This is a genomic window from Dongia sp. agr-C8, from assembly GCF_054658695.1.
In genome coordinates this window covers 536,434-556,643 of the sequence record NZ_BAAGHZ010000003.1, presented here as the reverse complement: position 1 = coordinate 556,643, position 20,210 = coordinate 536,434, and the positions used below count along the sequence as shown (strand labels likewise).

Sequence of the window (20,210 nt, the reverse complement as noted above, 5' to 3'; positions counted from 1 at the left end):
GCCCCTCATGCTCGGCATCGGGGTCATTAACGAGTGAGTTTGCCGATTGACGTGAAACCAAGTTGCCGTAGAGTGAAAAGAACCTTAAAAATCTCACAAACAGGGCGGTGCTGCATCGCAAGATGCGGTCAAGGATAGGTGGATTTTGACCGGATTACCCGCGGTCGAAGCCAAGAATGTCACCAAGACATTTGGCGCGGGTCCTGACGCGGTCGTCGCGTTGGACAACGTTTCTGTGACGATTCGGCAGAACGAGTTCTTTACCCTTCTCGGCCCCTCCGGCTGCGGCAAGACCACCCTGCTCCGCCTGATCGCCGGCTTCGAGCTGCCGACCGCCGGCAGCATCCTGCTCGAAGGCCAGGAAGTGGCGCATCTGCCGCCCTATAAGCGGATGGTCAACACCGTCTTTCAGTCATACGCATTGTTCCCGCACCTGACGGTCGCCGAGAATATCGGCTTCGGGCTGAAGATGCTGGGCCGCAAGCGCGCCGAGCGCGACGCCACGGTCGAGCAGATGCTGAAGCTGGTGAAGATGGAGCCGATGCGGAACCGCAAGGTGCATCAGCTCTCCGGCGGCCAGCAGCAGCGCGTCGCCCTGGCCCGCGCGCTTGCCCCCCACCCGAAAGTGTTGCTGCTGGATGAGCCTTTGTCGGCGCTGGACTTGAAGCTGCGCAAGGAAATGCAGATCGAGCTGAAGCGGCTGCAGCATGAGACCGGCATCACCTTCATCTTCGTGACCCATGACCAGGAAGAAGCCCTGACCATGTCGGACCGGATCGCGGTCATGTCGGGCGGCAAGATTCTGCAGATCGGCACGGCCAACGAGATCTACGAGCATCCGGTCGAACGCTTCGTCGCCGATTTCATCGGCGAGACCAACTTCATCGAAGCCGAAGTCATGCAGCGGATCGGCAACAAGGGTCAGATCCGCCTGCCTTCCGGCATCGACATGCCGCATGAGCTCGATCCGGCCGCGGCGGTCGGCGGCAAGGTAACCCTGGCGATCCGGCCGGAACGCATCGATCTCGTCAAGCCCGGCGCCGACTGCCAGCTCGCGGGCAAGGTCGAGAACATCGTCTATTTCGGCACCGACACGCATTTTCACATCGACCTCGATACCGGCGGCGAGGTCACGGTTCGGGTGCAGAACCGCCGCGGCTTCCAGGAAGTCCTGAAGCAAGGCGATCCGGTCGGCCTGCGCATCGCCCCCGAGGCGATGCAGGTGCTGAAGGACTAGGGCCATCATGGCGAGCACCGACGTAGCCGCGCCCGGCTCCGCCGCCCCCCCTCCGACTGCGCCTGGGCCCGCACCGGCCGCGGCGCTGTCCGCCGCTCAGGCGGCCCAGCGGCGCATCGAAGAGACGGCCAGCCGGCGTCGCTGGCTGCTGACTGCGCCGGCGCTGATCACGGTCGGCATCTTCGGCATCCTGCCGCTGATCATCATCATCATCTATTCCTTCCTCAAAGCCGCGCCCTATGGCGGCGTGGTCTGGTCGCCCTCGGTCGAGGCCTATGTCTCCTTCCTGTTCCAGGCCGACATCTTCACCGACGAGCTGGTGTTCTCGCCGGACTTCCTGCAGATCTACCTGCGCTCCTTCATCTTCGCGGTGGGCACCACGGCAATCTGCCTGCTGCTCGGCTTTCCGACCGCCTATTTCATGGCGACGCGGCCGCCCAAGCAGCGCAACTGGTGGGTGCTGCTGATCACCATCCCCTTCTGGTCGAACCTGCTGGTGCGCACGCTCGCGATCATGTTCATCATCCGCGACGAGGGATTGCTCAACAATCTGCTGATCCAGTTCGGCGTGATCCAGCAGCCGATCACCATGCTCTACACCGACTTCGCGATCGTGCTGGGCCTGTTCTATTCCTTCCTGCCCTTCATGGTGCTGCCGCTCTATGCCAGCCTGGAGAAGATGGATTTCCGCCTGGTCGAAGCCGGCTACGATCTCTATGCCTCGCGCCCGAAGGTGTTGTTCCGGATCATCATCCCGCTGGCCAAGCCGGGCATCATCGCCGGCTGCCTGCTTGTCTTCATCCCCGCGCTCGGCGCCTATGTGACGCCGCTGATTCTGGGCGGCGGTCGGCACCTGATGATCGGCGACCTGATCGCCCAGCAGTTCGGCTCCGGCCGCAACTGGCCGCTGGGTGCGGCGCAGGCGTTGATCCTGATGTCGGCGGTGCTGGTGGCCCTGTTCTTCTACGTGCGCGTCACCAGCGGCAAGGTGAAGCATGGCTAGCGCGGCGAAAGGCGTCGATCTTCGCACCCAGTTCGGCTTCCACACGATCGCGGTGGTTTGCCTGGTCGTGCTCTATTTCCCGATCCTGATCCTGGTCGTGTTCTCGATCAACGCCAATGACCTGGTGGCGGTGTTCTCCGGCGTCAGCACCAAGTGGTACGAGAGAGCCTTCTTCAACGAAGAATTCCACAACGCCGCAAAGAACACGCTGATCATCGCCGTCTCGGCGACGATCGGAGCGACCATCTTCGCGACGCTCGCGGCCCTGGCGACGACGCGGGTGGCGCCCTGGCGGGGGCAGAACAGCGTCTACATGGTGATTAACCTGCCGCTGATGGTGCCGGAGATCATCACCGCGGTCGCGACCCTCTCCTTCTTCGCGCTGCTGGGGCGGACGCTGGGGCTCAATTTCGGGATCGGCAACATCATCCTTGCCCATCTCGTCTTCTGCATTCCCTTCGCCTATATGCCGATCCGCGCGCGGCTGGAGACCATGGACCTGACGCTGGAAGGGGCAGCGGCCGACCTCTACGCGACGCCGTTCAAGACCTTCTGGCATGTGACCATGCCGCTGCTGATGCCGGGCATCAGCTCGGGCGCGGCCCTGGCCTTTATCGTCTCGTTCGACGACTTCACCATCACCCAGCTGATCGCCGGGCCCGGCCAGACCACTTTGCCGCTCTACATCTGGAACATGATCCGCCGGCCGATGACGCCGGAGATCAACGCCATCAGCACCATCCTGCTCGGTATTTCCGTCCTGTTCATCCTGATCTCGTTCTGGATCGCGCAGCGTCGGAAGGCTTGAGTGGGAAGGAAGGCGTGAGCGGGACCAAAGTCCAAGAAACACCAACGAGGCTTCAAGAAAGAAGAGGGAGACGTATCATGAAACAATGGCTTCTGGGCATGACCGCGGTGGTCGCTTTGACCGCCGGCGCGCTGCCTGCGCTCGCCGACGGCGAGCTCCATATCTACAACTGGGGCGACTACACCAACCCCAAGCTGATCGAGAAGTTCGAGAAGCAGTTCAACGTGAAGGTGACGCTGGACGACTACGACTCGAACGAGACCATGCTGTCCAAGGTGCGCGAGGGCAACACCGGCTACGACATCGTGGTGCCCAGCGACTACACCGTGAAGATCATGATCGACGAGGGGCTGCTGGAGAAGACCGAGCCCAACAAGATGGAGAACTTCAAGAACGTCGATCCGAAGTTCGTCAACGTCTACTGGGACGACGGCCGGAATTACTCCGTGCCCTGGCAGTTCGGCCTGACCACCTATGCGGTCGATACCGCGAAGTACAAGGGCCCGATGGATTCGATCGGCCTGCTGTTCGACCCGCCCGAGGAGCTCAAGGGCAAGATCAACGTGCTGGATGACATGAACTCGCTCATCCACGCCGCCGAGCGCTTCGCCAACGTGCCGCGCTGCTCGGCCGACAAGGCCGACCTGAAGAAGGTCAACGACATCCTGCAGGCCGCCAAGCCGAACTGGAAGACCTTCAGCTACGACACCATCACCAAGATGACCTCGGGTGACGTGGTGGTGACCCAGACCTGGAATGGCGCCGCCTATCGCATGCGGATCGCGGTTCCGACCGTGAAGTTCGCCATGACCAAGGAGGTCATGGAAGGCTGGATGGACAACGTCGCGGTGCTGAAGGGCGCCAAGAACGTCGAGAACGCCAAGCTGTTCCAGAACTTCATCATGGATCCGGAGAACGCCGCCTTGATCTCCGACTTCGCAAAATACGACAACGGCATCATGGGCAGCCACAAGTTCCTGCCGCCGGAATTCGGCAACGCGCCGGAGATCAACCCGCCGGCCGGCACCAGCAGCGAGTTCGTGCCGCCCTGCCCGCCCGAGGTGGTCGAGATCTACAATAAGATCTGGACCAACCTGAAGAAGTAAGCCCACTCGGCGAAGGGGGCCCGGCGATCCCGGGCCCCTTTTTTGCGCCTGCTGCCGGAGAAATCATGACGGACGTCGAACTCTGCTATCTGACCGCCACCGAAGCACTGAAGCTGTTCAAGGCGAAGAAGCTTTCGCCGGTCGAGTTGATGTCCGCCGTGATCGCGCGGGCGGAGAAGATCCAGTCCAAGTACAAACCCTTCACCTTCACCCATTTCGACGAGGCCATGGACCTCGCGAAGAAGGCGGCGGCGAAATACGCCAAGGGGGCAAAGACCGGCGCGCTCGAGGGGCTGCCGATCGGGATCAAGGACGAGAGCTTCATCAAGGGCAAGCCGACTTCCTTCGGCTCGCTGATCACCCGTGATTTCGTGCCGGACGTGACCTCGCCGAACAACGAGCGCATCCTGCGCGCGGGCGGCATTGTTCACGCCCGAACGGCAACGCCGGAATTCTCCTGCGCCACTTATACGAACACGAAGCTCTGGGGCGTCACCCGCAATCCCTGGAACGCGAAATTCACCACCGGCGGCTCGTCGGGCGGCTCAGGCGCGACGCTCGCGGCCGGCACCTCGCTGCTCGCCATGGGCTCGGATATCGGCGGGTCGATCCGCATTCCGGCGTCGGCTTGTGGGGTGGTCGGCTACAAGCCGCCCTATGGCCGCAATCCCGACGACGCGCCATTCAACCTCGACCCCTATTGCCATACCGGGCCGATGACGCGCTCGGTGGCGGATGCGATCCTGCTGCAGAACGTGATCTGCGGTCCCTCGCCGACGGATATCGCCAGCCTCAGGCCGAAGCTGACCCTGCCGACCGGCTATAAGCCGATCAAGGGCTGGAAGATCGCCTATTCCATGGATCTCGGCTTCTATGAGGTCGACAAGGATGTCGTCGCCAACACCAGGCGCGCCCTGGAGGTGTTCAAGAGTCTCGGCGCCACGGTCGAGGAGGTCGATCTCGGCTGGGGCATCGACGCGCTCAAGACCGCGACCGGCCATCTCTGGCACCTGTTCGGCACCTATCTCGCCGAGCATCAGTTGAAGAAGCACCGCAAGCTGATGTGCGAATACGCGATCGAGCTGGCCGAGTTCGGCCGAAAGTCCAAGGCTTCGACCTTCCTCGCCTCGATGGAGGGCGCGGCGAAGATGTACGCGACCTTCGGGCCGATGATGGAGAAATACGACGCCTTCATCTGCCCGACCACCGCCTTGCCCGCGGTGAAGGCCGACTTCAAGCTCTCGCGCGACAAGATCCGGATCAACGGCAAGCTCACCAAGCTGCCGACCGATCTCGCCTGGGTGATGACGCCGGCCTTCAACACGCTGTCACGCTGCCCGGTGCTGGCGGTGCCGTCGGGCCATGCGTCGAACGGGGTGCCCACCGGCATCCAGATCGTCGGCCGCTCCTACAGCGACGCCGACGTCTTCCAGGCGGGCATCGCCTACGAGACGGCACTCGGCGGCTGGTACAACACGGCCGGAAAGCGGCCGCAAATCTAAGAGACAGGGGGGAGACCATGGCGGACCAGGAACTCTGCTATCTGACCGCGACCGAGGCGCTGGCGCGGTTCAAGGCCAAGAAGCTGTCGCCGGTCGAGCTGATGCAAGCGGTGATCGCGCGGGCCGAGCAGGTGCAGCCGAAACTGAAGCCCTATACCTACAAGCATTTCGACGAGGCGATGGACCTCGCCAGGAAGGCCGAGGCGAAGTATGCCAGGGGCGGGAGAACCGGTGCGCTGGAAGGCCTGCCGATCGCGATCAAGGATGAGAGCTATATCGCTGGCAAGCCGACCTCCTTCGGCTCGCTGATCACCAAGGATACGATCCCGGAGAAGAGCTCGGTCAACAACGAGCGAATCCTCAAGGCCGGGGGCATCGTGGTCGGGCGCACCGCGACGCCGGAATTCTCCTGCTGCTCGGTCACCCATTCGAAGGCCTGGGGCATCACCCGCAATCCCTGGAATCCGAAATTCACGCCGGGCGGATCCTCAGGCGGCTCGGGCACGGCGCTGGCCGCAGGTGCCGCCACGCTCGCCATGGGTTCCGACATCGGCGGTTCGATCCGAATCCCCGCCTCGGCCACCGGCGTGGTCGGCTACAAGCCGCCTTATGGGCGCAACGCCGACGACCCGCCGTTCAACCTCGATCCCTATTGCCATACCGGGCCGATGACCCGCTCGGTCGCGGACACGATCCTGCTGCAGAACGTGATCTGCGGGCCGTCGCCGACCGACATCGCCAGCCTCAAACCGAAGCTGACGCTGCCGACTGACTACAAGCCGATCAAGGGCTGGAAGATCGCCTATTCCATCGACCTCAACTGTTTCGAGGTGGACAAGGAAGTGGTCGCCAACACCAAAGCGGCGCTCGAGGCCTTCGAGAGCCTTGGCGCCACGGTCGAGGAGGTCGACCTCGGCTGGGGGCCCTGGGCGCTGGAGGCCGGAGTCGCGCATCTAGACCATCTGTTCGGCAGCTCTCTCGCCAAGCTGGCGAAGAAGCATCGCAAGATCATGACCTATTACGCGCTCGACTTCGCCAAGGCAGCGGTCAAATCCAAGGCGGCGGATTTCCTCGGCGCCATGGAGGGGGCGGCGAAGATGTACGAGACCTTCGGCCCGATGATGGAGAAATACGATGCCTTCATCTGCCCGACCCTGGCTTTGCCGGCGGTGAAGGCGGATTTCATGTCCGGGCCTGAAGTGCTGAAGATCAATGGCAAAGTCTCGAAGTTCAACCCGGTGCTCGGCTGGTGCATGACCACGCCGTTCAACACGCTGTCGCGTTGCCCGGTGCTGGCGGTGCCCTCGGGGCACGCCAAGAACGGCGTGCCGACCGGGATCCAGATCATCGGCCGCAGCTATGAGGATGCGACCGTGTTCCAGGCTGCAATGGCTTACGAGGCGGCGGTGGGCGGCTGGTACCGCGACAACGCGCACCGGCCGAAGCTCTAGGCGACGAAGGCAATCGCCATGGCCGGGCCGAGCCCGGGCATGACGGCTTAGCTCAGTTCGCCGTGGTGTTGGCCGGCGGAGTGTCGGTCTGGGCGACGCCCTTGAGCTTGGCGACCTCCGCCGCGGCGATGTTGTATTCCATGTACTGCCGCTCGCCGGTCGCCACCACCGCGCCCAGCCGCTTCACCGCTTCGGCATTGTTGCCGGCGATCAGCGCGGCCTGGCCGAGATAGAAATCGCGATCGAAGGCACGCGCCATCTTTTCGAAGTCGGTCGTGGCTTCGGCCGCGGCGCGCTCGACGGCGGCAGCATCGATCTCGCCGGCAAAGAATTGTGCCAGCGTGCGCGGCCAATCCTCATAACGGGAGTCGGCGGCAAATGCGGCGAAGTTCTGTTTCGCCGCCTCGGTCTGGCCGGCATGCAGCTGCTCGACGAAATAGAGCAGCTTGATGAAAGGCTCGCTGGGATCGAGCTCCACCGCCTGGCGGTAGTCGCGTAGCGATGCCGCATGGTCGCCGAGGACCTGATAGACGCTGGCGCGGCCGCCGAGTGCAAAGGACGCCTTGTCGTTGTACTTCACCGCCTGGTCGAAGCTCTTGATCGCGCCCTTGTAGTCGCCCTGTTGCAACAAGGCGTAGGCACGGCCGCTATGCGCCGAGCTTGCCGATGGATAGAGCGCGATGGCGCGGTCGAAGTCGGCCAGGGCTTCGGTATCGCGGCCGAGCTGCGAGAAGAAGTTGCCGCGCGCGACGTAGGAGAACGGCAGGCCGGGATCGCGGTCGGCCATGTCGCGTTCGATCGCGTCGTCGTAATCCTTGGCCGCCTTGTCGTACTGCTTCAGATCGGAATAGGCGCCGGCGCGGGCGCGCAAAGCGGCGCTGCTCTCGGGCCGCAGACGCAGGAACTCCGTGAAGTCGGCCGCGGCCAGATCGAACTTGCGGTCGCGCATGTAGATGTAGCCGCGGCTCATGATCAGCTCGGCGGAATCCTTGAAGCGGTCGATCAGCGCGGTGAGATCGGCGATCGCGTTCTCGAGGTCCCCCTTGGCGTTGTCGTCGCGGTCCGAGAGACTCTCGCTGCGCGCCAGCAGCGCCGACGGATAGCCCGGTCGCTGCTCCAAGGCCTTGCTGAAATCGGCGATTGCCGCGTCCGTCTTGTCCGCCGCCGCAAGCCACAGACCGCGGCGGACATAGAGTTCCGCATCCTGCGGCCTTGCCTTCAGAGCGGCCGTGAGATCGGCGATCGAGGCGTCATAGTCGATGTCATCGGCCCGGCTGTAGCCGGTGTCGCGACCCTGGCGGGCGATGTAGGCGCTGATCTCCGGCTCGTCCGGCAGGTACTGCGCCACCTTGTTGATGAAGGCGGAGACCGGCACGGCATTCGAGAGCAGGCTGAAGTAGCTCGGGTCATCGGCCGAGACCAGGGCCGACTCCGCGGCCTCCGTATCGAGGCCTTCGAGCAGGATCAGGGAGACACTGATCCCCAGCACGCGCGGCCAGGCACCGGGCTCCTCCGCGCTGCGTTCCAGAATCGGGCCGCCGGAATTGCCGGGCAAGGTCAGGCAATCGTGCTGCCATCCCGATTCCGACATCTGGCCGATGACGCGACAGCTGGGATCCTCGGTCAGTTTCCGCTCGGATTTGTCCTTCGGCAGGCCGACGCTGATCGCGTCCAGTGTGAGACCGGACCGGGCGAGGTCGCGCGTCGATTCCGGCGCGAGCTTCAGATAGCCCCAACCCTGCTGCGGGTCGCCGAGACACCGGTCGAGCTTCATCAGCACCCAGTCGTTCCAACCATTGGCCTGCGCGGCCTTTACCCGCTTGGCGATCTTCCCGTCGTCGTCATCGACGAAATCGCCCCAGACCACCGGGTGCGCCTTCGCGCTCTCGGCGTAGCGCCGGCCGCCGTCGTAATCGGGGCCGATGTTGCCTTCGCCGACATAGAAGGTGGCGGTGTCGTCTCCTGTGATCTTCCCCTCGCCGGCAACCACGTGATAGGCGGTCATCACATGGCAGGGCGAGACCAGGAATCCGGTGCCGAGCTCGGCGCCGCCGCCGTCGCTGTGCTCCACCAGGCCGATCGCCCCGTAGAACGTGCCTTTTTCTCGAGCGCGCGAGACGCGATCGTCGTCACCGAAGCCGGCGGCCGACGCGCTGCTTTGGGCCGCGATTGCGACGCTCAGCGCAAGGAGAGCGACGCCAAGCACGGGCAAGCGTGATCGGCGGAACAGGGCGGTGAACTTCATCGGATTCCAGTCAGCGATGGGCAATGTCCAGCCGGCGCAAAGATAGCAAAGCGGTTGCCGCGGCCATAGTCCTATCAGGCTAGGGCCGAAGCTTTAAGCAACCCTTTACCCTCGGGGGGAATGATGGCGCTGTTCCGCGTCTATTCGCCCGTTGGAGCATGAAGCAGACGACGCCATCGCTCTCGATGTCCCCGCGTGTGCCTTCCGGCCCGACGCCATCGGAAGGCAGAGGCATCAGCCGTTGCATGTTGGGAATATAACACAACCTGGAAATGTATATTGCATTTGATACAATTAGTTTCAGTTGCTGCGCAACCGGTTCTGAATCACACTGGCCTTCTGTCATCCTTCTAGCCTGTCGCAATCGATGATCGACACAACCCGCGCCGCCGCCTCGAACCTCCGCACCGCCTTGCGGCGACGGGCGGCACGAGCCCGATCGTTCGCGAGCCAGCATGGCTGGCACGGCGCCAATCTGGCCATTCCGCTGCTGATGATCGTCTACACGGCGGTGGCCGCACTGCTCTGCCGGGCGCTCGGTCGCGGGGTCGATTTCCGTCCCGACCTCTATGTCATTCCCTTCTATGTCAGCTATCTGCTCTACGCGATAACGCTGGGGGCCATTCTGACGCTTCGCAAAAGGCAGGGGCGAATCGACCGGCGCCTCTTGTTCTTCTCGGGTGGTTGGCAACCATCCGACCTGGTGCGGCACCTGATCTCCGCCGCGCCTTTCCTGCTGGCCTGGCCGATCTTCATGTCCGGCTTCACGGCGGTGAAGACCCTGCTCAACGATGTGCTGCCCTTCACCTGGGACGCGCGCTTCATGGAGATCGGAAAGCAGCTGCACTTCGGCCAGCACGCCTGGGAGTGGCTGGCGATCGACAATCCCCTGGTCACCCGCTTCCTCGAGGGCGCCTACGCGTTCTGGGGCGTGCTGCTGGTTGCGGTCCCGTTCGGCGTCGCCCTGCGCCGCCCTCACTGTCCGCTGCGGACACGCTTTCTGATCAGCTATCTTCTCGTGCTTGTCCTGCTCGGCAACATCGCGGCCGGCGCTTTCATGTCGGCGGGACCGTTCTGGTTCGAGTTCACCGGCGCTACGGTCAACGACTATGCCGGCTTGTTCTCCTATCTGACCCAGGTCGATCCCAACGGCGATTTCTCCGCGATCGCGTTCCAGCGCTATCTATGGGAAGTGCATCAGCTCGGCACCACGGAACTCGGCACCGGCATCTCCGCCTTTCCCAGCATCCATGTCGCCGCGGCAACGCTCTACGTGCTGTTGGCCTGGCCGTTCGGACGCATCCCGCGCATCGCCGCGACGCTCTACCTGATCCTGATCATGGTCGGCGCAGTGCATCTCGGCTGGCATTACGCCGTCGATTGCTATGCCGGCAGCCTCGGCGCCGCAGCGATCTATACCGGCGTCGGCGCGGTTCAGCGTCTGCTGAGCCGCCTGCGCCCGGTTCCGGCCGAGCTGCAATCGGCGCCGGCCTGACGCGGCAATCAGGCGTCGGCGCCTTCACGCAAAAGGGCTTGGCTTTCCGGCGGCGGCGTCTCCCGCGCCGGTTCCGGATGGGGCACCGGCTTGGGCTTTGCCGGACCGTCGGTCACGACGTCGAAGTCGAACGCCGCCCCGGCCGAGCGCGCGAGGGCTTGGGTGGATCGAGTCATGGATAGGCCTCCAAGGTTGGAAGCCGATCGATCTCTAGGGCGTCTTCTCGATATTCTCGGCCGGGAGATTGGGCCTGGAAATGCGAAAGCCGCCTCGGGATCGGGCGGCTTCGGGTTGAGCAACTTGCGTGCGCTTCCTAGACCGCCGGATTGTACCAGCGGTACCAAAATCGGTTGAGAGGAACGGCGCGCGATTGGGTCATGGTGCGCACATTTTAGCGGTGAGGCCGCGGGCTGTCCAGTGATCCCTGTCGCGCGCGGCTTGTGACCGGCATCATAGCGGATCGCCCAGGCGCGGACTTAGATCGCAGCGTTCGCCGCGCTCCGAACCATCGCCGGACCGGACGCGACCATTCTCATCGCCATTACTGGGGACAGCGATGAATCAAGCCGAAGCCAACAAGGCGCTGATCCGGGCGCATTACGATTCCACCGCCAATGGCTATCGGCCCTCGGTGATCGACCGCCAGGTCGCCGCTGACTTCGTCGATCATGCCAATCCGGGCCTGAACGGACCTGAAGCCGTGAAGGCGCAGGCGCGCTCGCTGCGCGCCGCCTTCCCCGATCTCACCGTGACGATCGAGGACCTGGTGGCGGAAGGCGACCTGGTGGCCGTGCGCGGCACCTGGCGCGGCACGCACCAGGGCAGCTTCCGCGGCGTGCCGCCGATCGGGCGGCGGATCGAGCTCTGCTGCATGGCCTTCTGGCGCGTGGCCGGCGGGGAGATCCGCGAGAGCTGGAACCTGATCGACCTCCCGACGCTGATGCGCCAGCTGCAGGGCTGAGCCCTCAACCTTCCCAGAACCGCTTGCCGCCCTCGCGCCCGGCATCGCTGCGCGACAGCCCCAGGTCCTTGAGCATGTGATCACTCAAGGCGCCGAGGGCGCGGCGCTGGCGATAACGTTCCAGCCAGAGCAAGACGGTATCGCCGGCTCGCTGCCACCGGGCCATGAGCGCGGCAGCGGTCCGCAAGGCCGCGGCACGCCGGCGCGCCAGGAGACGGGGCGCCGCCATCTGCTGCAGACCCATCACCGGCTCGCGGTCAGCGGGTCGATCACGTTGCGGACCTCGGTGATCTTGTTGGCCGGGAAACCGCTGATCTCGGCGTGGCGGCGGATCACCGCCTCGTCCTTGGCCATGTAGATGCAGAAGGTCTTGTCGCCGACCACGTAGGAATGTTCCCACTGGATGTCCGGCGACAGCTTGGCCAGGGCCGCGTTCGACTTGGCGGCGGCGGCTTTCAGCTGCTGGCCGTCCAGCGATCCGACCTGCGGGATTTCGCGCTCGATAACGAAACGACGCATCTTTCTGATCCTTGTGTGAGGCCGGGTCGGACCCGGCCTGGCGCCCGCCGCGGGGCGCGGTGGACGGGCTCACCCTCTGCCGGTCGCCCTCCCGCCGACAGTGGTGGATGGGACCGGGTGGGGCGAGACTTGCCAGACTTCCCACAGTTGTGATGAACATCACGGACGGATCCTGCCAGAGTCCGCACACTGCGTTTGGGAAGGACCTCAACATGAACCAGATCTCGCGGAATCAAATCAAAGTCTCGATCGTGGTCGCGCCGGATGCCGAGCCCTGGGTCGCAGTCGGGATTCACGACGCCTTTTGGGCGGTCGGCACGCTCTGGAACCGGGTCATGGGCGAGACCGAGACACCGCGCTTCTGCCCCGAGATCGTGGCCGCGACCCGGGAGCCGCTGATGACCGGGACCGGCGTGCGGCTCGAGCCGCACCGCACCTTCAGCGAGGCCACGCATACCGACATCGTCTTCGTGCCCTCCCTGCTCATCTCCTCCGGTGCGCAGTTCGGCCGCGAGAATCCGGAACTGATCGACTGGGTGAAGCACGCCCATGCCGAGGGCGCCCATGTGGTTTCCGCCTGCAGCGGCGCCTATCTGCTGGCCGAGGCCGGCCTGCTCGACAACAAGGACGCGACCACGCATTGGGCCTTCGCCGCGGCGATGAAGGCCGAATATCCGAATGTGCGCTGGCAGGCCGACCGCATCCTGGTCTCCGCCGCGGAGGACAACCGCATCGTCACCGCCGGCGGCGCCACGTCATGGATGGATCTCGTGCTCTACCTGGTCGGCGCCTTCGCCGGGCCGGAGGAAGCGCGGCGGCTCGCCAAGATGTCGCTGTTCGACTGGCATCACGACGGGCAGAACCCCTATTCGCGCCTCACCACCAAGATGCAGGGCAAGGACAAGCTGATCCAGGAATGCCAGGCCTGGCTGGCGGAGAATTACGCCGCGGGCGATCCGGTCGCCTCGATGATCCGCATCTCCGGCCTCTCGCGCCGTACCTTCAACCGCCGCTTCAAGAACGCGACCGGCACCGCGCCGTTGGACTACGTGCAGCGTCTGCGGATCGAGGAGGCCAAGCAGATGCTGGAGACCACCGACGACCCGGTTGAAACCGTCGCCTGCGAAGTCGGCTACGGCGACACCGTCTCCTTCCGCCGCCTGTTCAAGCGCCTGGTCGCCGACACCCCCGCCGTCTACCGCCGCAGGAAGCGCCTGCCGGACGCGGTGCGGGAGATGGGGGTGATGGTCTAGACAGGTGGGCGCTGTCAGTGCCGCGCCTCCTCAGAACTTGCAGTGATTTGGTGGTGCCGCCTTTTCTGCTCTTGCTCGAAATGGAATCGACCACAGAAAGTCCGTCTGGATATAGAAGTGCTCCGCGCTATCAAAAGGACTCGGGCTGGGAACGCCGACATCGATTGTTTGAATTGGTCCGGTTGGATCATCGAAATCCTGTCCGTTCACGCCTTCGGCGGTCCCGTGCGCCATCGCGTGGCAGGTAATGCAAGATGAACGCTGGAAGCCAAACTCGATGTAATGGTCCGACAAGATGTTAGGTTTGAGATTCGGCTCTATGAAGCTGATCTGGGTCCCGCCTAGCACATAGTACTTCCAGACAGTGGTCTCCAGCGCGAGGGGACGACCGTAAGTGTCTTTTCGTTCAAACTCGTTAGGCGGCGCATCGACATGGTGGAATGTCGCCCAGAACCAGTCAGGCACGTCTTTCGTAAGCACATGGAATGAAGTCAAACCGTAGACTTTTCCCTCGTGTTCGATCGAGTAGTAGCGGTCGCGAACTCCGTTGGCGAGAGCGTCGGGTGCAAATTCCAGCCAGACAGCCTTCACCTCAATGGAATCATCCGGAAAGCGAATCGGCGGCCTACTGCCGTTCTTCACCGCAGAAGCGTAGCGCTTCAGTCCGTCCAGGCTGTGCAGGCAATTCGCCCGGATGAACTCATAGGTCGAGCGATTCATACGTGTTTCGCCGATCCCACCGCGGTTCGTGAAGATGCTTTGATCGGTCTCAGGATCGAACAACGGCCCGAGTGACCCATTCCGCCTATCCATCAATTTCGCGACTACGATGGAGTGTCCCGGGCTCTCTCCGGGGGTTGTAGTGTCAGGCGTCGCACCGAGAAACCCGGACGGAAGACTAAGATCATCCCATGATGGAGGAAACGAGCCGTCCTCAAGGAACACCTCCGTACGCGCCAACCTCCAAGTCTCCCATACTGAGGTCGTGCCCGGCGCGCCGAGCGGCTTGCTGCAGTCAGGCTCACCCCGAGAAGCCTCTTTTGGGAGAGCCGGGTGCATCAAAACCTGAAACAGATCCCAGGCATGCTTATTGGGATTGTCCAGCGCGTCAGCTCGATTTGGAGCTACTCGACAATGATCAACAAACGCTGCCTTGTCCTGTGCCGCAGCATTAGATAGCACCAAGGCTACGGCCACGCAGCTGGCAGCGCCACTAATCGATATGTAGAGCTTCATAGTCCACCCTTTCAGCTCGGAAAGTTCTCGTCGCCCCAACGACGAAACAGCGCAACCCGCTCTTCAGGCCAAGCTCCATCGCAGGGCATATCTCCTTTCTCGAGGCGCCGGAGGATAGCGTCGTAGTGGCTGACAACATCACCATAGACAGAAAGGTCGAACCCCCCGAAGGTTCGCATTTGCGAGATGTCCTTCACTCGGAACAGCGGCCGAATGTCGGATTGAAATGATGTTGGCATTCGCTTCACCACCAAGGCGTCCGAACTATTTTCAGTTGCACTTATCATGCTCGCGAAAAGAAAAAGTGTCCAGCCTCACACAAGTATGGCGTGGAGAGGCAAAGCACGCGACCGTTGCGCTTTCGTTCCGGTCTTGCCATCATCGCGCGGGGCCGGGGTCGAGGGGCATAAGCGGTGGGGCTGGCATTTCGAACTGAGGCGACGCGCTGATGGTGGCGCGGGTCCGCACCGTGGCGTTCCAGGGCATCGACGTGCTCGGTGTCGATGCCGAGGTGCAGATCGCGCAAGGGCTTCCCGCCTTCAACGTGGTCGGCCTGCCGGACAAGGCGGTGCGTGAGAGCAGAGACCGGGTGCATGCCGCACTGACCGCGATCGGCCTCGGCGTGCCACCCAAGCGGATTACCGTCAACCTGGCGCCGGCCGATCTCGTCAAAGAGGGTTCGCATTACGACCTGCCGATCGCGCTTGGCATGCTGGTCGCGATGGGGGCGATCGAGAGCGATGCGGTGGCAGGCTTTGCGGTGCTGGGCGAGCTCGGGCTCGACGGCCGGATCAACGCGGTTTCCGGCGTGCTGCCGGCGGCGATCCACGCGGCCTCCAGCGAGATGGGGTTGATCTGTCCGGCGGCGCAAGGCGGCGAGGCGGCCTGGGCCGGCGAGATCGACGTCGTGGCGCCGGCCGATCTGATCGCGCTGATCAATCACCTGAAGGGCACGCAGGTCCTGAGCCCGCCGGAGCCGAAGATGGCGGCGCTCAATGAGCGCGAATTGGACCTAAAGGACATCAAGGGCCAGGAGACCGCGAAGCGCGCGCTGGAAGTCGCGGCGGCCGGCGGCCACAACCTGCTGATGATCGGGCCCCCGGGTTCCGGCAAGTCGATGCTGGCGGCGCGGCTTCCGGGGATCCTGCCGCCCCTCGATCCGGCAGAGGCGCTGGAAGTTTCGATGATTCACTCGCTTGCCGGGTCATTGAGCGAAGGGCGATTGATCCGCAAGCGGCCGTTCCGCGACCCGCACCATTCGGCTTCCCTGCCCGCCCTGGTCGGTGGCGGCCTGCGCGCCAGGCCGGGTGAAGTCAGTCTCGCCCATCTCGGCGTCTTGTTCCTGGACGAGCTGCCGGAGTTCCAGCGCCAGACCCTGGAATCGCTGCGCCAGCCGATGGAGACCGGCCGGGTGACGATCGCGCGGGCCAATGCGCATGTGACCTATCCGGCGCGGGTGCAGCTGGTTGCGGCGATGAATCCCTGTCGCTGCGGGCATCTTGACGATGCATCCCTGGCCTGCGGCAAGGCCCCGCGCTGTGCTATGGACTACCAGTCGCGCATTTCCGGTCCGCTGTTCGACCGCATCGATCTCCACGTCGACGTGCCGGCCGTCGCCGCCGCCGATCTCTCGCTGCCGCCCCCGGCCGAAGGCAGCGCCGAGGTCGCGGCGCGCGTCGCCAAAGCACGCACGATCCAAAGCGCGCGTTACAAGGATCGCGGCATCCGCATCAATGCCGAAGCCGATGGCGAATTACTGGACCAGGTCGCGACGCCGGAGCCCGACGGATTGAAATTGCTCACCCAAGCCGTGGAGAGGTTCAAGCTCTCGGCGCGGGGCTATCACCGCGTGCTTCGCGTCGCGCGCACCTTGGCCGATCTCGAAGCCAGCGCGCCGGTGAGGCGGGTGCATGTGGCGGAGGCGCTCTCCTATCGCCGGATCGCGCCGGGGCGGTGACGGACTTCACCGGCTCTTTCGGGGCGCGGCTCCATCGCCGCGGCCGGCGGTGACGGAATTGAGCGCATGCGCCAGCGCGCTTTCATCATAGGGCTTCTGCAACAGCACCGTGCCCTTCAACGCGTCGTTGCGGTTGGGCAGGCGGTCGTAGCCTGAGGCGAAGACGATGCCGAGGCCGGGTCGGCGCTCCACGGCGACGGCCGCGAGCGCGTCGCCGGAGAGACGTCTTGGCGCGGTCGATCTCGGCGAGCGCCTCGGCGCGGCGGCGCTCCTCCTCGTAGGCTTGGGCGTTGGCGACGGCGCCGGCGATCTGCCCGGCGACCAAGCCCAGGAAGCTGCGGTTATTGTCGTCGAACAGCCGGAACGGATTGAGGCCGCCCACGAGGGGGATGTGCTTCTCCTGCACTGCCATGTGGCGTCCGGAGCCTCTTTGCCTGATTTCGCCCGGCAACCGACCCAACGGTTAAAGTCGGGTTCCACCCTCTGAGCAGCGGCCCCGCCCTGGCTGGACAGATCCGGCCGGCCGGACTAGCCTTGGCGGCACAATTACAAGTCGAAGTGGAGTAAGAGCGCACAAGCACGGGGAGCCCGTGCAGGCCCGCTGACATATCGCGCGAGGGGGAGATCATGTCAGAAGTCGCAGTTCCGCTGTACAGCCTGATCGCGCTGCTGACCTTCCTGCTGGTCGCTTTCTTGGTCGTGAAGATCGTCGTCTGGCTGGTGAGACGCTTAGCCGCGATCGGCTTCGTCCACACCGACAAGTCGGTGCGGTTGATCTCTCTCGCCATCGCCTTGTTGCTGTTTCCTTCCTTCGTCCGGGACGTTTTCGCCTATTTCTCGGACGTCGTTCGGAGCCTCGCGTTCTATTCGCCCCGCGCCATCGCCTATTCGACGTCCAGCGTCGCCAGTGCGTGCGGCGGCGTCGAAGATGCTGCCCAGTGCTTCTCCCGGGCATGGGAGATCTACCTGCAGTTCGTACAGGACATCCTTCAGGCCTTCACGCGAACCGGCGGCTACGGCGAGATCCCGATCGAGGCCGGCGACTTGCTTCAGACAGCGATCTACCTTCTGGCCGTCTGGGTCCTGACGGCGCATGTCCTGGTGTTGATCTTCAACGTCGATCCACCGAGCCCGACGCTCGACCGCATCCGCGCGGCCGCCAAGGCGAGACCGGCGACAGTGAAGAACCTCGCATTGTTCGCGATGCTGGCCTTCGCCAGCTACCTCAGCTTCGCCTCCATTGCCGCGATCCCGACCCTCGAGCGCGAGGATACGCCCAAGGAGGTCGATGATGCGTCGCTGACCAAGCTGCTTGAAGACTCGGCGAAGACGCTGAGCGATGCCCTCGGCGCTGACACCGGGACCCGGCTGGTGGCCGACCCCTTCGCTTCGGACAGCATCCAGAAGTCGGCCGAAGGCCAGGGCGTGGCGACGGCCGAGTTCAACAGCCGGAAGGCCCTCGCCACCGCGAGAAACAAGGAGCTCATCGACAATGCGGAGGCCCTGAAGAGACAGATCGCCGAGAGCTTGGCCGCGCTGCAATCGATCGCGATTTCGACCTACCAAACCGTCAACCTCAAGCGGATCGGCGCCCGGGCGACAATCGACCACTATCGCGCGATGCATGGCTGGTTCATCCGCGGAATGAATGCACATCAGCAGAATCTGAGCGACTGCCACCGGGCGATCTTCGCCTACCAGCGCGCGGCGATCGTCGCCCTGTCGGGCAAGCCCGGCCAGCCGACGCCGGGCTACTACGACGGCGGCGACATGAAACAGCAGCAGTTGGGTCCGCCCGAACCCTATTCCGGAGCAGGGAACTATGGCGGTGATGCGGACGACACCGGCCTGTACCACACCGCGGTGGAGAACTGCGCGTTCCGCAGTCCGCAAGAGCCCGTCCCGCTCCGCGGCAATATCGAGAATTACGTCGGCTCGTTCGGCGTCGCCATCAGCTGGCTCTTGCGCTCGGAATCGCAGCCGCTGGTGCTGATCGTCGGCTTGCTCGGCTTCGGCCTGCTCGGCGCCGCCTGCTCGACCTTCGTCCGCGAAGTGTCGCGCAGGAGCGGCGGTGACGGTGCCCTGGTCGAGGACCTGGCCGGTGTCGTGATCCGCGGTGTTTCGGCAGCGGTCGTGGTCTTCCTAGCGGTCTATGGCGGCTTGGCGATCTTCGGCACCAACGCCGAGCCCAATCCCTACGTGGTGCTCTTCACCTGCCTGGTAGGCGCGGTCTTCAGCGACACGGTCTGGGACTGGGCGCAAAGCCGGTTACAGGACAGCTTTGCCAAGGAAGGCGGCGGCGGGAGGACGGACAAGGCCGGTGGCGACGAGACCGGCGAGGGGTCTACCAAGAGACAACCGTCGAAAGAGCGGAAGGACAAGGACGACCCGTCGGCCTGACCCGGATAATCAGGCCCGCCGCCGCAACACTGGCGCGGCGACGCTCTGGCGTCGGTCGTCGCGCGGGCGGCAGTTGAACTGGCGGCGGTAGAGCCGGCAGAAATGCTCCAGCGAGTTGAAGCCGGCGCTGACCGCGATCTCGGTGACCGAGAGATCGGTCTGCTGCAGCAGCGCATGGGCGCGGGAGAGGCGCAGGCTCTGATAGTGCCGGATCGGCGTCGTCTCCAGCTCCCGGGCGAAGACACGCTGCAATTGGCGCGCGGTTACACCGACCCGCCGGGCGATGGTGCTGCAGGGAATCGGCTCTTCGATGCTCTTTTCCATCAGGGCGAGGGCGCGCGCCAGCACCGGGTCCGCGGTCTTGCGCGGCTTAATCCCGGGAGCGGGCTGGCTGTCCTCGCCCTTGCGCCATCCGGGCAGCATCAGATGGGCGGCGATCTCGCCGGCGAGATTCGCGCCGTGATCCGCGGCGATGCCGTGCAGCATCATGTCGAGGATCGCGCTGTGCCCGGCGCAAGTGAGCCGGCCGGGCGATACGGTATAAAGCTCGGCGACGGCGCGGCATTGCGGATGGGATTCGGCGAAGCCCTGCAGGTTGTCCCAATGCACCGCCACCTTGCGTCCGTCGAGCAGACCCGCAGCCGCCACGACTTCCGAGGCGGTCTCGACCGCGGCGATGGCGGCGCCATGGCGCGCCACCCGCCGCAGCCAGGCCTTCAGGCCGCGGTCAAGGGTAAGACGCTTCACGTCGAAGCTGGCGAGGACATAGAGCGCGTCGAACGCCGTGCCCGCGGCGGTGCCCACATCCGCCGGCACCGATAGTTCGCTGGAAGTCCGCACGGCCTTGCCGTCAAGTGAGAGCGTGCGCCAGCGGTAGAGCGCCCGGCCGGCGAGCCAGTTGGCGATGAACAGCGGCTCCACCACCGCGCCGAGCGCAAGGTGGGAGAAGCTCGGGAGCAGCAGGATGCCGATCTCTTTAGGACTGGCGGCCATCGGTCTCTCTGATCTTTTACGACGGCAGTACGACGTTTTCGATC

18 protein-coding genes are annotated in these 20,210 nt (G+C 64.3%); 11 read left to right on the top strand and 7 right to left on the bottom strand.

All coding sequences use genetic code 11. The features are described 5' to 3' along the window. Nucleotides 1-145: 145 nt before the first annotated feature. The 6 genes from ACYQ4T_RS16795 to ACYQ4T_RS16770 all read left to right on the top strand — a co-directional run bounded on the left by ACYQ4T_RS16795 (nucleotide 146) and on the right by ACYQ4T_RS16770 (nucleotide 7,107). Nucleotides 146-1,237: an ABC transporter ATP-binding protein gene (locus ACYQ4T_RS16795; RefSeq protein ID WP_459856421.1), complete on the top strand. Its 1,092-nt coding sequence runs from the start codon at nucleotides 146-148 to the stop codon at nucleotides 1,235-1,237. Between the two features lie 7 nt (nucleotides 1,238-1,244). Beyond that, nucleotides 1,245-2,240: an ABC transporter permease gene (locus tag ACYQ4T_RS16790; RefSeq protein ID WP_459856418.1), complete on the top strand. Its 996-nt coding sequence runs from the start codon at nucleotides 1,245-1,247 to the stop codon at nucleotides 2,238-2,240. Beyond that, nucleotides 2,233-3,048 carry an ABC transporter permease gene (locus ACYQ4T_RS16785; protein WP_459856415.1) on the top strand — a complete coding sequence of 272 codons (816 nt, stop codon included), beginning with the start codon at nucleotides 2,233-2,235 and terminating at the stop codon, nucleotides 3,046-3,048. Before ACYQ4T_RS16790 ends, ACYQ4T_RS16785 begins: the two co-directional genes overlap by 8 nt. Nucleotides 3,049-3,125: 77 nt before the next feature. Then, entirely contained in the window at nucleotides 3,126-4,154 is a 1,029-nt protein-coding gene (locus tag ACYQ4T_RS16780; RefSeq protein WP_459856412.1) for an extracellular solute-binding protein, read from the top strand. Between the two features lie 65 nt (nucleotides 4,155-4,219). Then, on the top strand, nucleotides 4,220-5,656 hold the full coding sequence (locus ACYQ4T_RS16775; RefSeq protein ID WP_459856410.1) for an amidase: 1,437 nt from the start codon (nucleotides 4,220-4,222) through the stop codon (nucleotides 5,654-5,656). A 17-nt stretch (nucleotides 5,657-5,673) separates the two neighbouring features. Beyond that, the gene (locus ACYQ4T_RS16770) at nucleotides 5,674-7,107 is read left to right on the top strand and encodes an amidase (protein WP_459856407.1); all 1,434 of its coding nucleotides are present in this window, start codon (nucleotides 5,674-5,676) and stop codon (nucleotides 7,105-7,107) included. Between the two features lie 52 nt (nucleotides 7,108-7,159). Here ACYQ4T_RS16770 and ACYQ4T_RS16765 read toward each other — a convergent pair whose 3' ends face one another. After that, nucleotides 7,160-9,352: a tetratricopeptide repeat protein gene (locus ACYQ4T_RS16765; RefSeq protein WP_459856404.1), complete on the bottom strand. Its 2,193-nt coding sequence runs from the start codon at nucleotides 9,350-9,352 to the stop codon at nucleotides 7,160-7,162. 367 nt (nucleotides 9,353-9,719) lie between these two features. On the opposite strand from ACYQ4T_RS16765, the gene ACYQ4T_RS16760 reads away from it, so the two are divergent. Further along, nucleotides 9,720-10,847, top strand: a complete 1,128-nt coding sequence (locus ACYQ4T_RS16760) for a phosphatase PAP2 family protein (protein WP_459856401.1) — start codon at nucleotides 9,720-9,722, stop codon at nucleotides 10,845-10,847. 8 nt (nucleotides 10,848-10,855) lie between these two features. On the opposite strand, the gene ACYQ4T_RS16755 is transcribed toward ACYQ4T_RS16760, so the two are convergent. After that, complete coding sequence (locus tag ACYQ4T_RS16755) at nucleotides 10,856-11,023, bottom strand: hypothetical protein (protein ID WP_459856399.1); 168 nt, start codon at nucleotides 11,021-11,023, stop codon at nucleotides 10,856-10,858. A 380-nt stretch (nucleotides 11,024-11,403) separates the two neighbouring features. Here ACYQ4T_RS16755 and ACYQ4T_RS16750 point away from each other — a divergent pair, with 380 nt between their 5' ends. Next, nucleotides 11,404-11,808: an ester cyclase gene (locus ACYQ4T_RS16750; protein ID WP_459856397.1), complete on the top strand. Its 405-nt coding sequence runs from the start codon at nucleotides 11,404-11,406 to the stop codon at nucleotides 11,806-11,808. Between the two features lie 4 nt (nucleotides 11,809-11,812). Here ACYQ4T_RS16750 and ACYQ4T_RS16745 read toward each other — a convergent pair whose 3' ends face one another. Next, nucleotides 11,813-12,052 carry a DUF1127 domain-containing protein gene (locus ACYQ4T_RS16745; RefSeq protein WP_459856395.1) on the bottom strand — a complete coding sequence of 80 codons (240 nt, stop codon included), beginning with the start codon at nucleotides 12,050-12,052 and terminating at the stop codon, nucleotides 11,813-11,815. Then, nucleotides 12,052-12,327, bottom strand: a complete 276-nt coding sequence (locus ACYQ4T_RS16740) for a DUF4242 domain-containing protein (protein ID WP_459856393.1) — start codon at nucleotides 12,325-12,327, stop codon at nucleotides 12,052-12,054. The genes ACYQ4T_RS16745 and ACYQ4T_RS16740 overlap by 1 nt, the downstream gene beginning before the upstream one ends. A gap of 212 nt (nucleotides 12,328-12,539) precedes the next feature. On the opposite strand from ACYQ4T_RS16740, the gene ACYQ4T_RS16735 reads away from it, so the two are divergent. Then, nucleotides 12,540-13,580: a GlxA family transcriptional regulator gene (locus ACYQ4T_RS16735; RefSeq protein ID WP_459856391.1), complete on the top strand. Its 1,041-nt coding sequence runs from the start codon at nucleotides 12,540-12,542 to the stop codon at nucleotides 13,578-13,580. Between the two features lie 30 nt (nucleotides 13,581-13,610). On the opposite strand, the gene ACYQ4T_RS16730 is transcribed toward ACYQ4T_RS16735, so the two are convergent. Next, nucleotides 13,611-14,816: a hypothetical protein gene (locus ACYQ4T_RS16730; protein WP_459856389.1), complete on the bottom strand. Its 1,206-nt coding sequence runs from the start codon at nucleotides 14,814-14,816 to the stop codon at nucleotides 13,611-13,613. 448 nt (nucleotides 14,817-15,264) lie between these two features. Here ACYQ4T_RS16730 and ACYQ4T_RS16725 point away from each other — a divergent pair, with 448 nt between their 5' ends. After that, a complete protein-coding gene (locus ACYQ4T_RS16725) occupies nucleotides 15,265-16,773 on the top strand; it encodes a YifB family Mg chelatase-like AAA ATPase (RefSeq protein WP_459856387.1) in 1,509 nt (502 codons plus the stop codon). Nucleotides 16,774-16,779: 6 nt separating this feature from the next. On the opposite strand, the gene ACYQ4T_RS16720 is transcribed toward ACYQ4T_RS16725, so the two are convergent. After that, nucleotides 16,780-16,965 (bottom strand): hypothetical protein, encoded by a 186-nt coding sequence (locus ACYQ4T_RS16720; RefSeq protein ID WP_459856385.1) that lies wholly within the window; start codon nucleotides 16,963-16,965, stop codon nucleotides 16,780-16,782. Nucleotides 16,966-17,400: 435 nt separating this feature from the next. Here ACYQ4T_RS16720 and ACYQ4T_RS16715 point away from each other — a divergent pair, with 435 nt between their 5' ends. Then, entirely contained in the window at nucleotides 17,401-19,173 is a 1,773-nt protein-coding gene (locus ACYQ4T_RS16715; protein ID WP_459856383.1) for a hypothetical protein, read from the top strand. A 9-nt stretch (nucleotides 19,174-19,182) separates the two neighbouring features. Here ACYQ4T_RS16715 and ACYQ4T_RS16710 read toward each other — a convergent pair whose 3' ends face one another. Beyond that, complete coding sequence (locus ACYQ4T_RS16710; protein ID WP_459856381.1) at nucleotides 19,183-20,166, bottom strand: GlxA family transcriptional regulator; 984 nt, start codon at nucleotides 20,164-20,166, stop codon at nucleotides 19,183-19,185. Between the last annotated feature and the right edge of the window lie 44 nt (nucleotides 20,167-20,210).

Excerpts from the sequence above, each read along its gene's own strand:
- ACYQ4T_RS16765 (WP_459856404.1), bottom strand. The coding sequence starts at position 9,352 with ATGAAGTTCACCGCCCTGTTCCGCCGATCACGCTTGCCCGTGCTTGGC.
- ACYQ4T_RS16750 (WP_459856397.1), top strand. The coding sequence starts at position 11,404 with ATGAATCAAGCCGAAGCCAACAAGGCGCTGATCCGGGCGCATTACGAT.
- ACYQ4T_RS16775 (WP_459856410.1), top strand. The coding sequence starts at position 4,220 with ATGACGGACGTCGAACTCTGCTATCTGACCGCCACCGAAGCACTGAAG.
- ACYQ4T_RS16710 (WP_459856381.1), bottom strand. The coding sequence starts at position 20,166 with ATGGCCGCCAGTCCTAAAGAGATCGGCATCCTGCTGCTCCCGAGCTTC.
- ACYQ4T_RS16770 (WP_459856407.1), top strand. The coding sequence starts at position 5,674 with ATGGCGGACCAGGAACTCTGCTATCTGACCGCGACCGAGGCGCTGGCG.
- ACYQ4T_RS16785 (WP_459856415.1), top strand. The coding sequence starts at position 2,233 with ATGGCTAGCGCGGCGAAAGGCGTCGATCTTCGCACCCAGTTCGGCTTC.
- ACYQ4T_RS16780 (WP_459856412.1), top strand. The coding sequence starts at position 3,126 with ATGAAACAATGGCTTCTGGGCATGACCGCGGTGGTCGCTTTGACCGCC.
- ACYQ4T_RS16790 (WP_459856418.1), top strand. The coding sequence starts at position 1,245 with ATGGCGAGCACCGACGTAGCCGCGCCCGGCTCCGCCGCCCCCCCTCCG.
- ACYQ4T_RS16740 (WP_459856393.1), bottom strand. The coding sequence starts at position 12,327 with ATGCGTCGTTTCGTTATCGAGCGCGAAATCCCGCAGGTCGGATCGCTG.
- ACYQ4T_RS16755 (WP_459856399.1), bottom strand. The coding sequence starts at position 11,023 with ATGACTCGATCCACCCAAGCCCTCGCGCGCTCGGCCGGGGCGGCGTTC.
- ACYQ4T_RS16735 (WP_459856391.1), top strand. The coding sequence starts at position 12,540 with ATGAACCAGATCTCGCGGAATCAAATCAAAGTCTCGATCGTGGTCGCG.
- ACYQ4T_RS16725 (WP_459856387.1), top strand. The coding sequence starts at position 15,265 with ATGGTGGCGCGGGTCCGCACCGTGGCGTTCCAGGGCATCGACGTGCTC.
- ACYQ4T_RS16730 (WP_459856389.1), bottom strand. The coding sequence starts at position 14,816 with ATGAAGCTCTACATATCGATTAGTGGCGCTGCCAGCTGCGTGGCCGTA.
- ACYQ4T_RS16715 (WP_459856383.1), top strand. The coding sequence starts at position 17,401 with ATGTCAGAAGTCGCAGTTCCGCTGTACAGCCTGATCGCGCTGCTGACC.
- ACYQ4T_RS16760 (WP_459856401.1), top strand. The coding sequence starts at position 9,720 with ATGATCGACACAACCCGCGCCGCCGCCTCGAACCTCCGCACCGCCTTG.
- ACYQ4T_RS16745 (WP_459856395.1), bottom strand. The coding sequence starts at position 12,052 with ATGGGTCTGCAGCAGATGGCGGCGCCCCGTCTCCTGGCGCGCCGGCGT.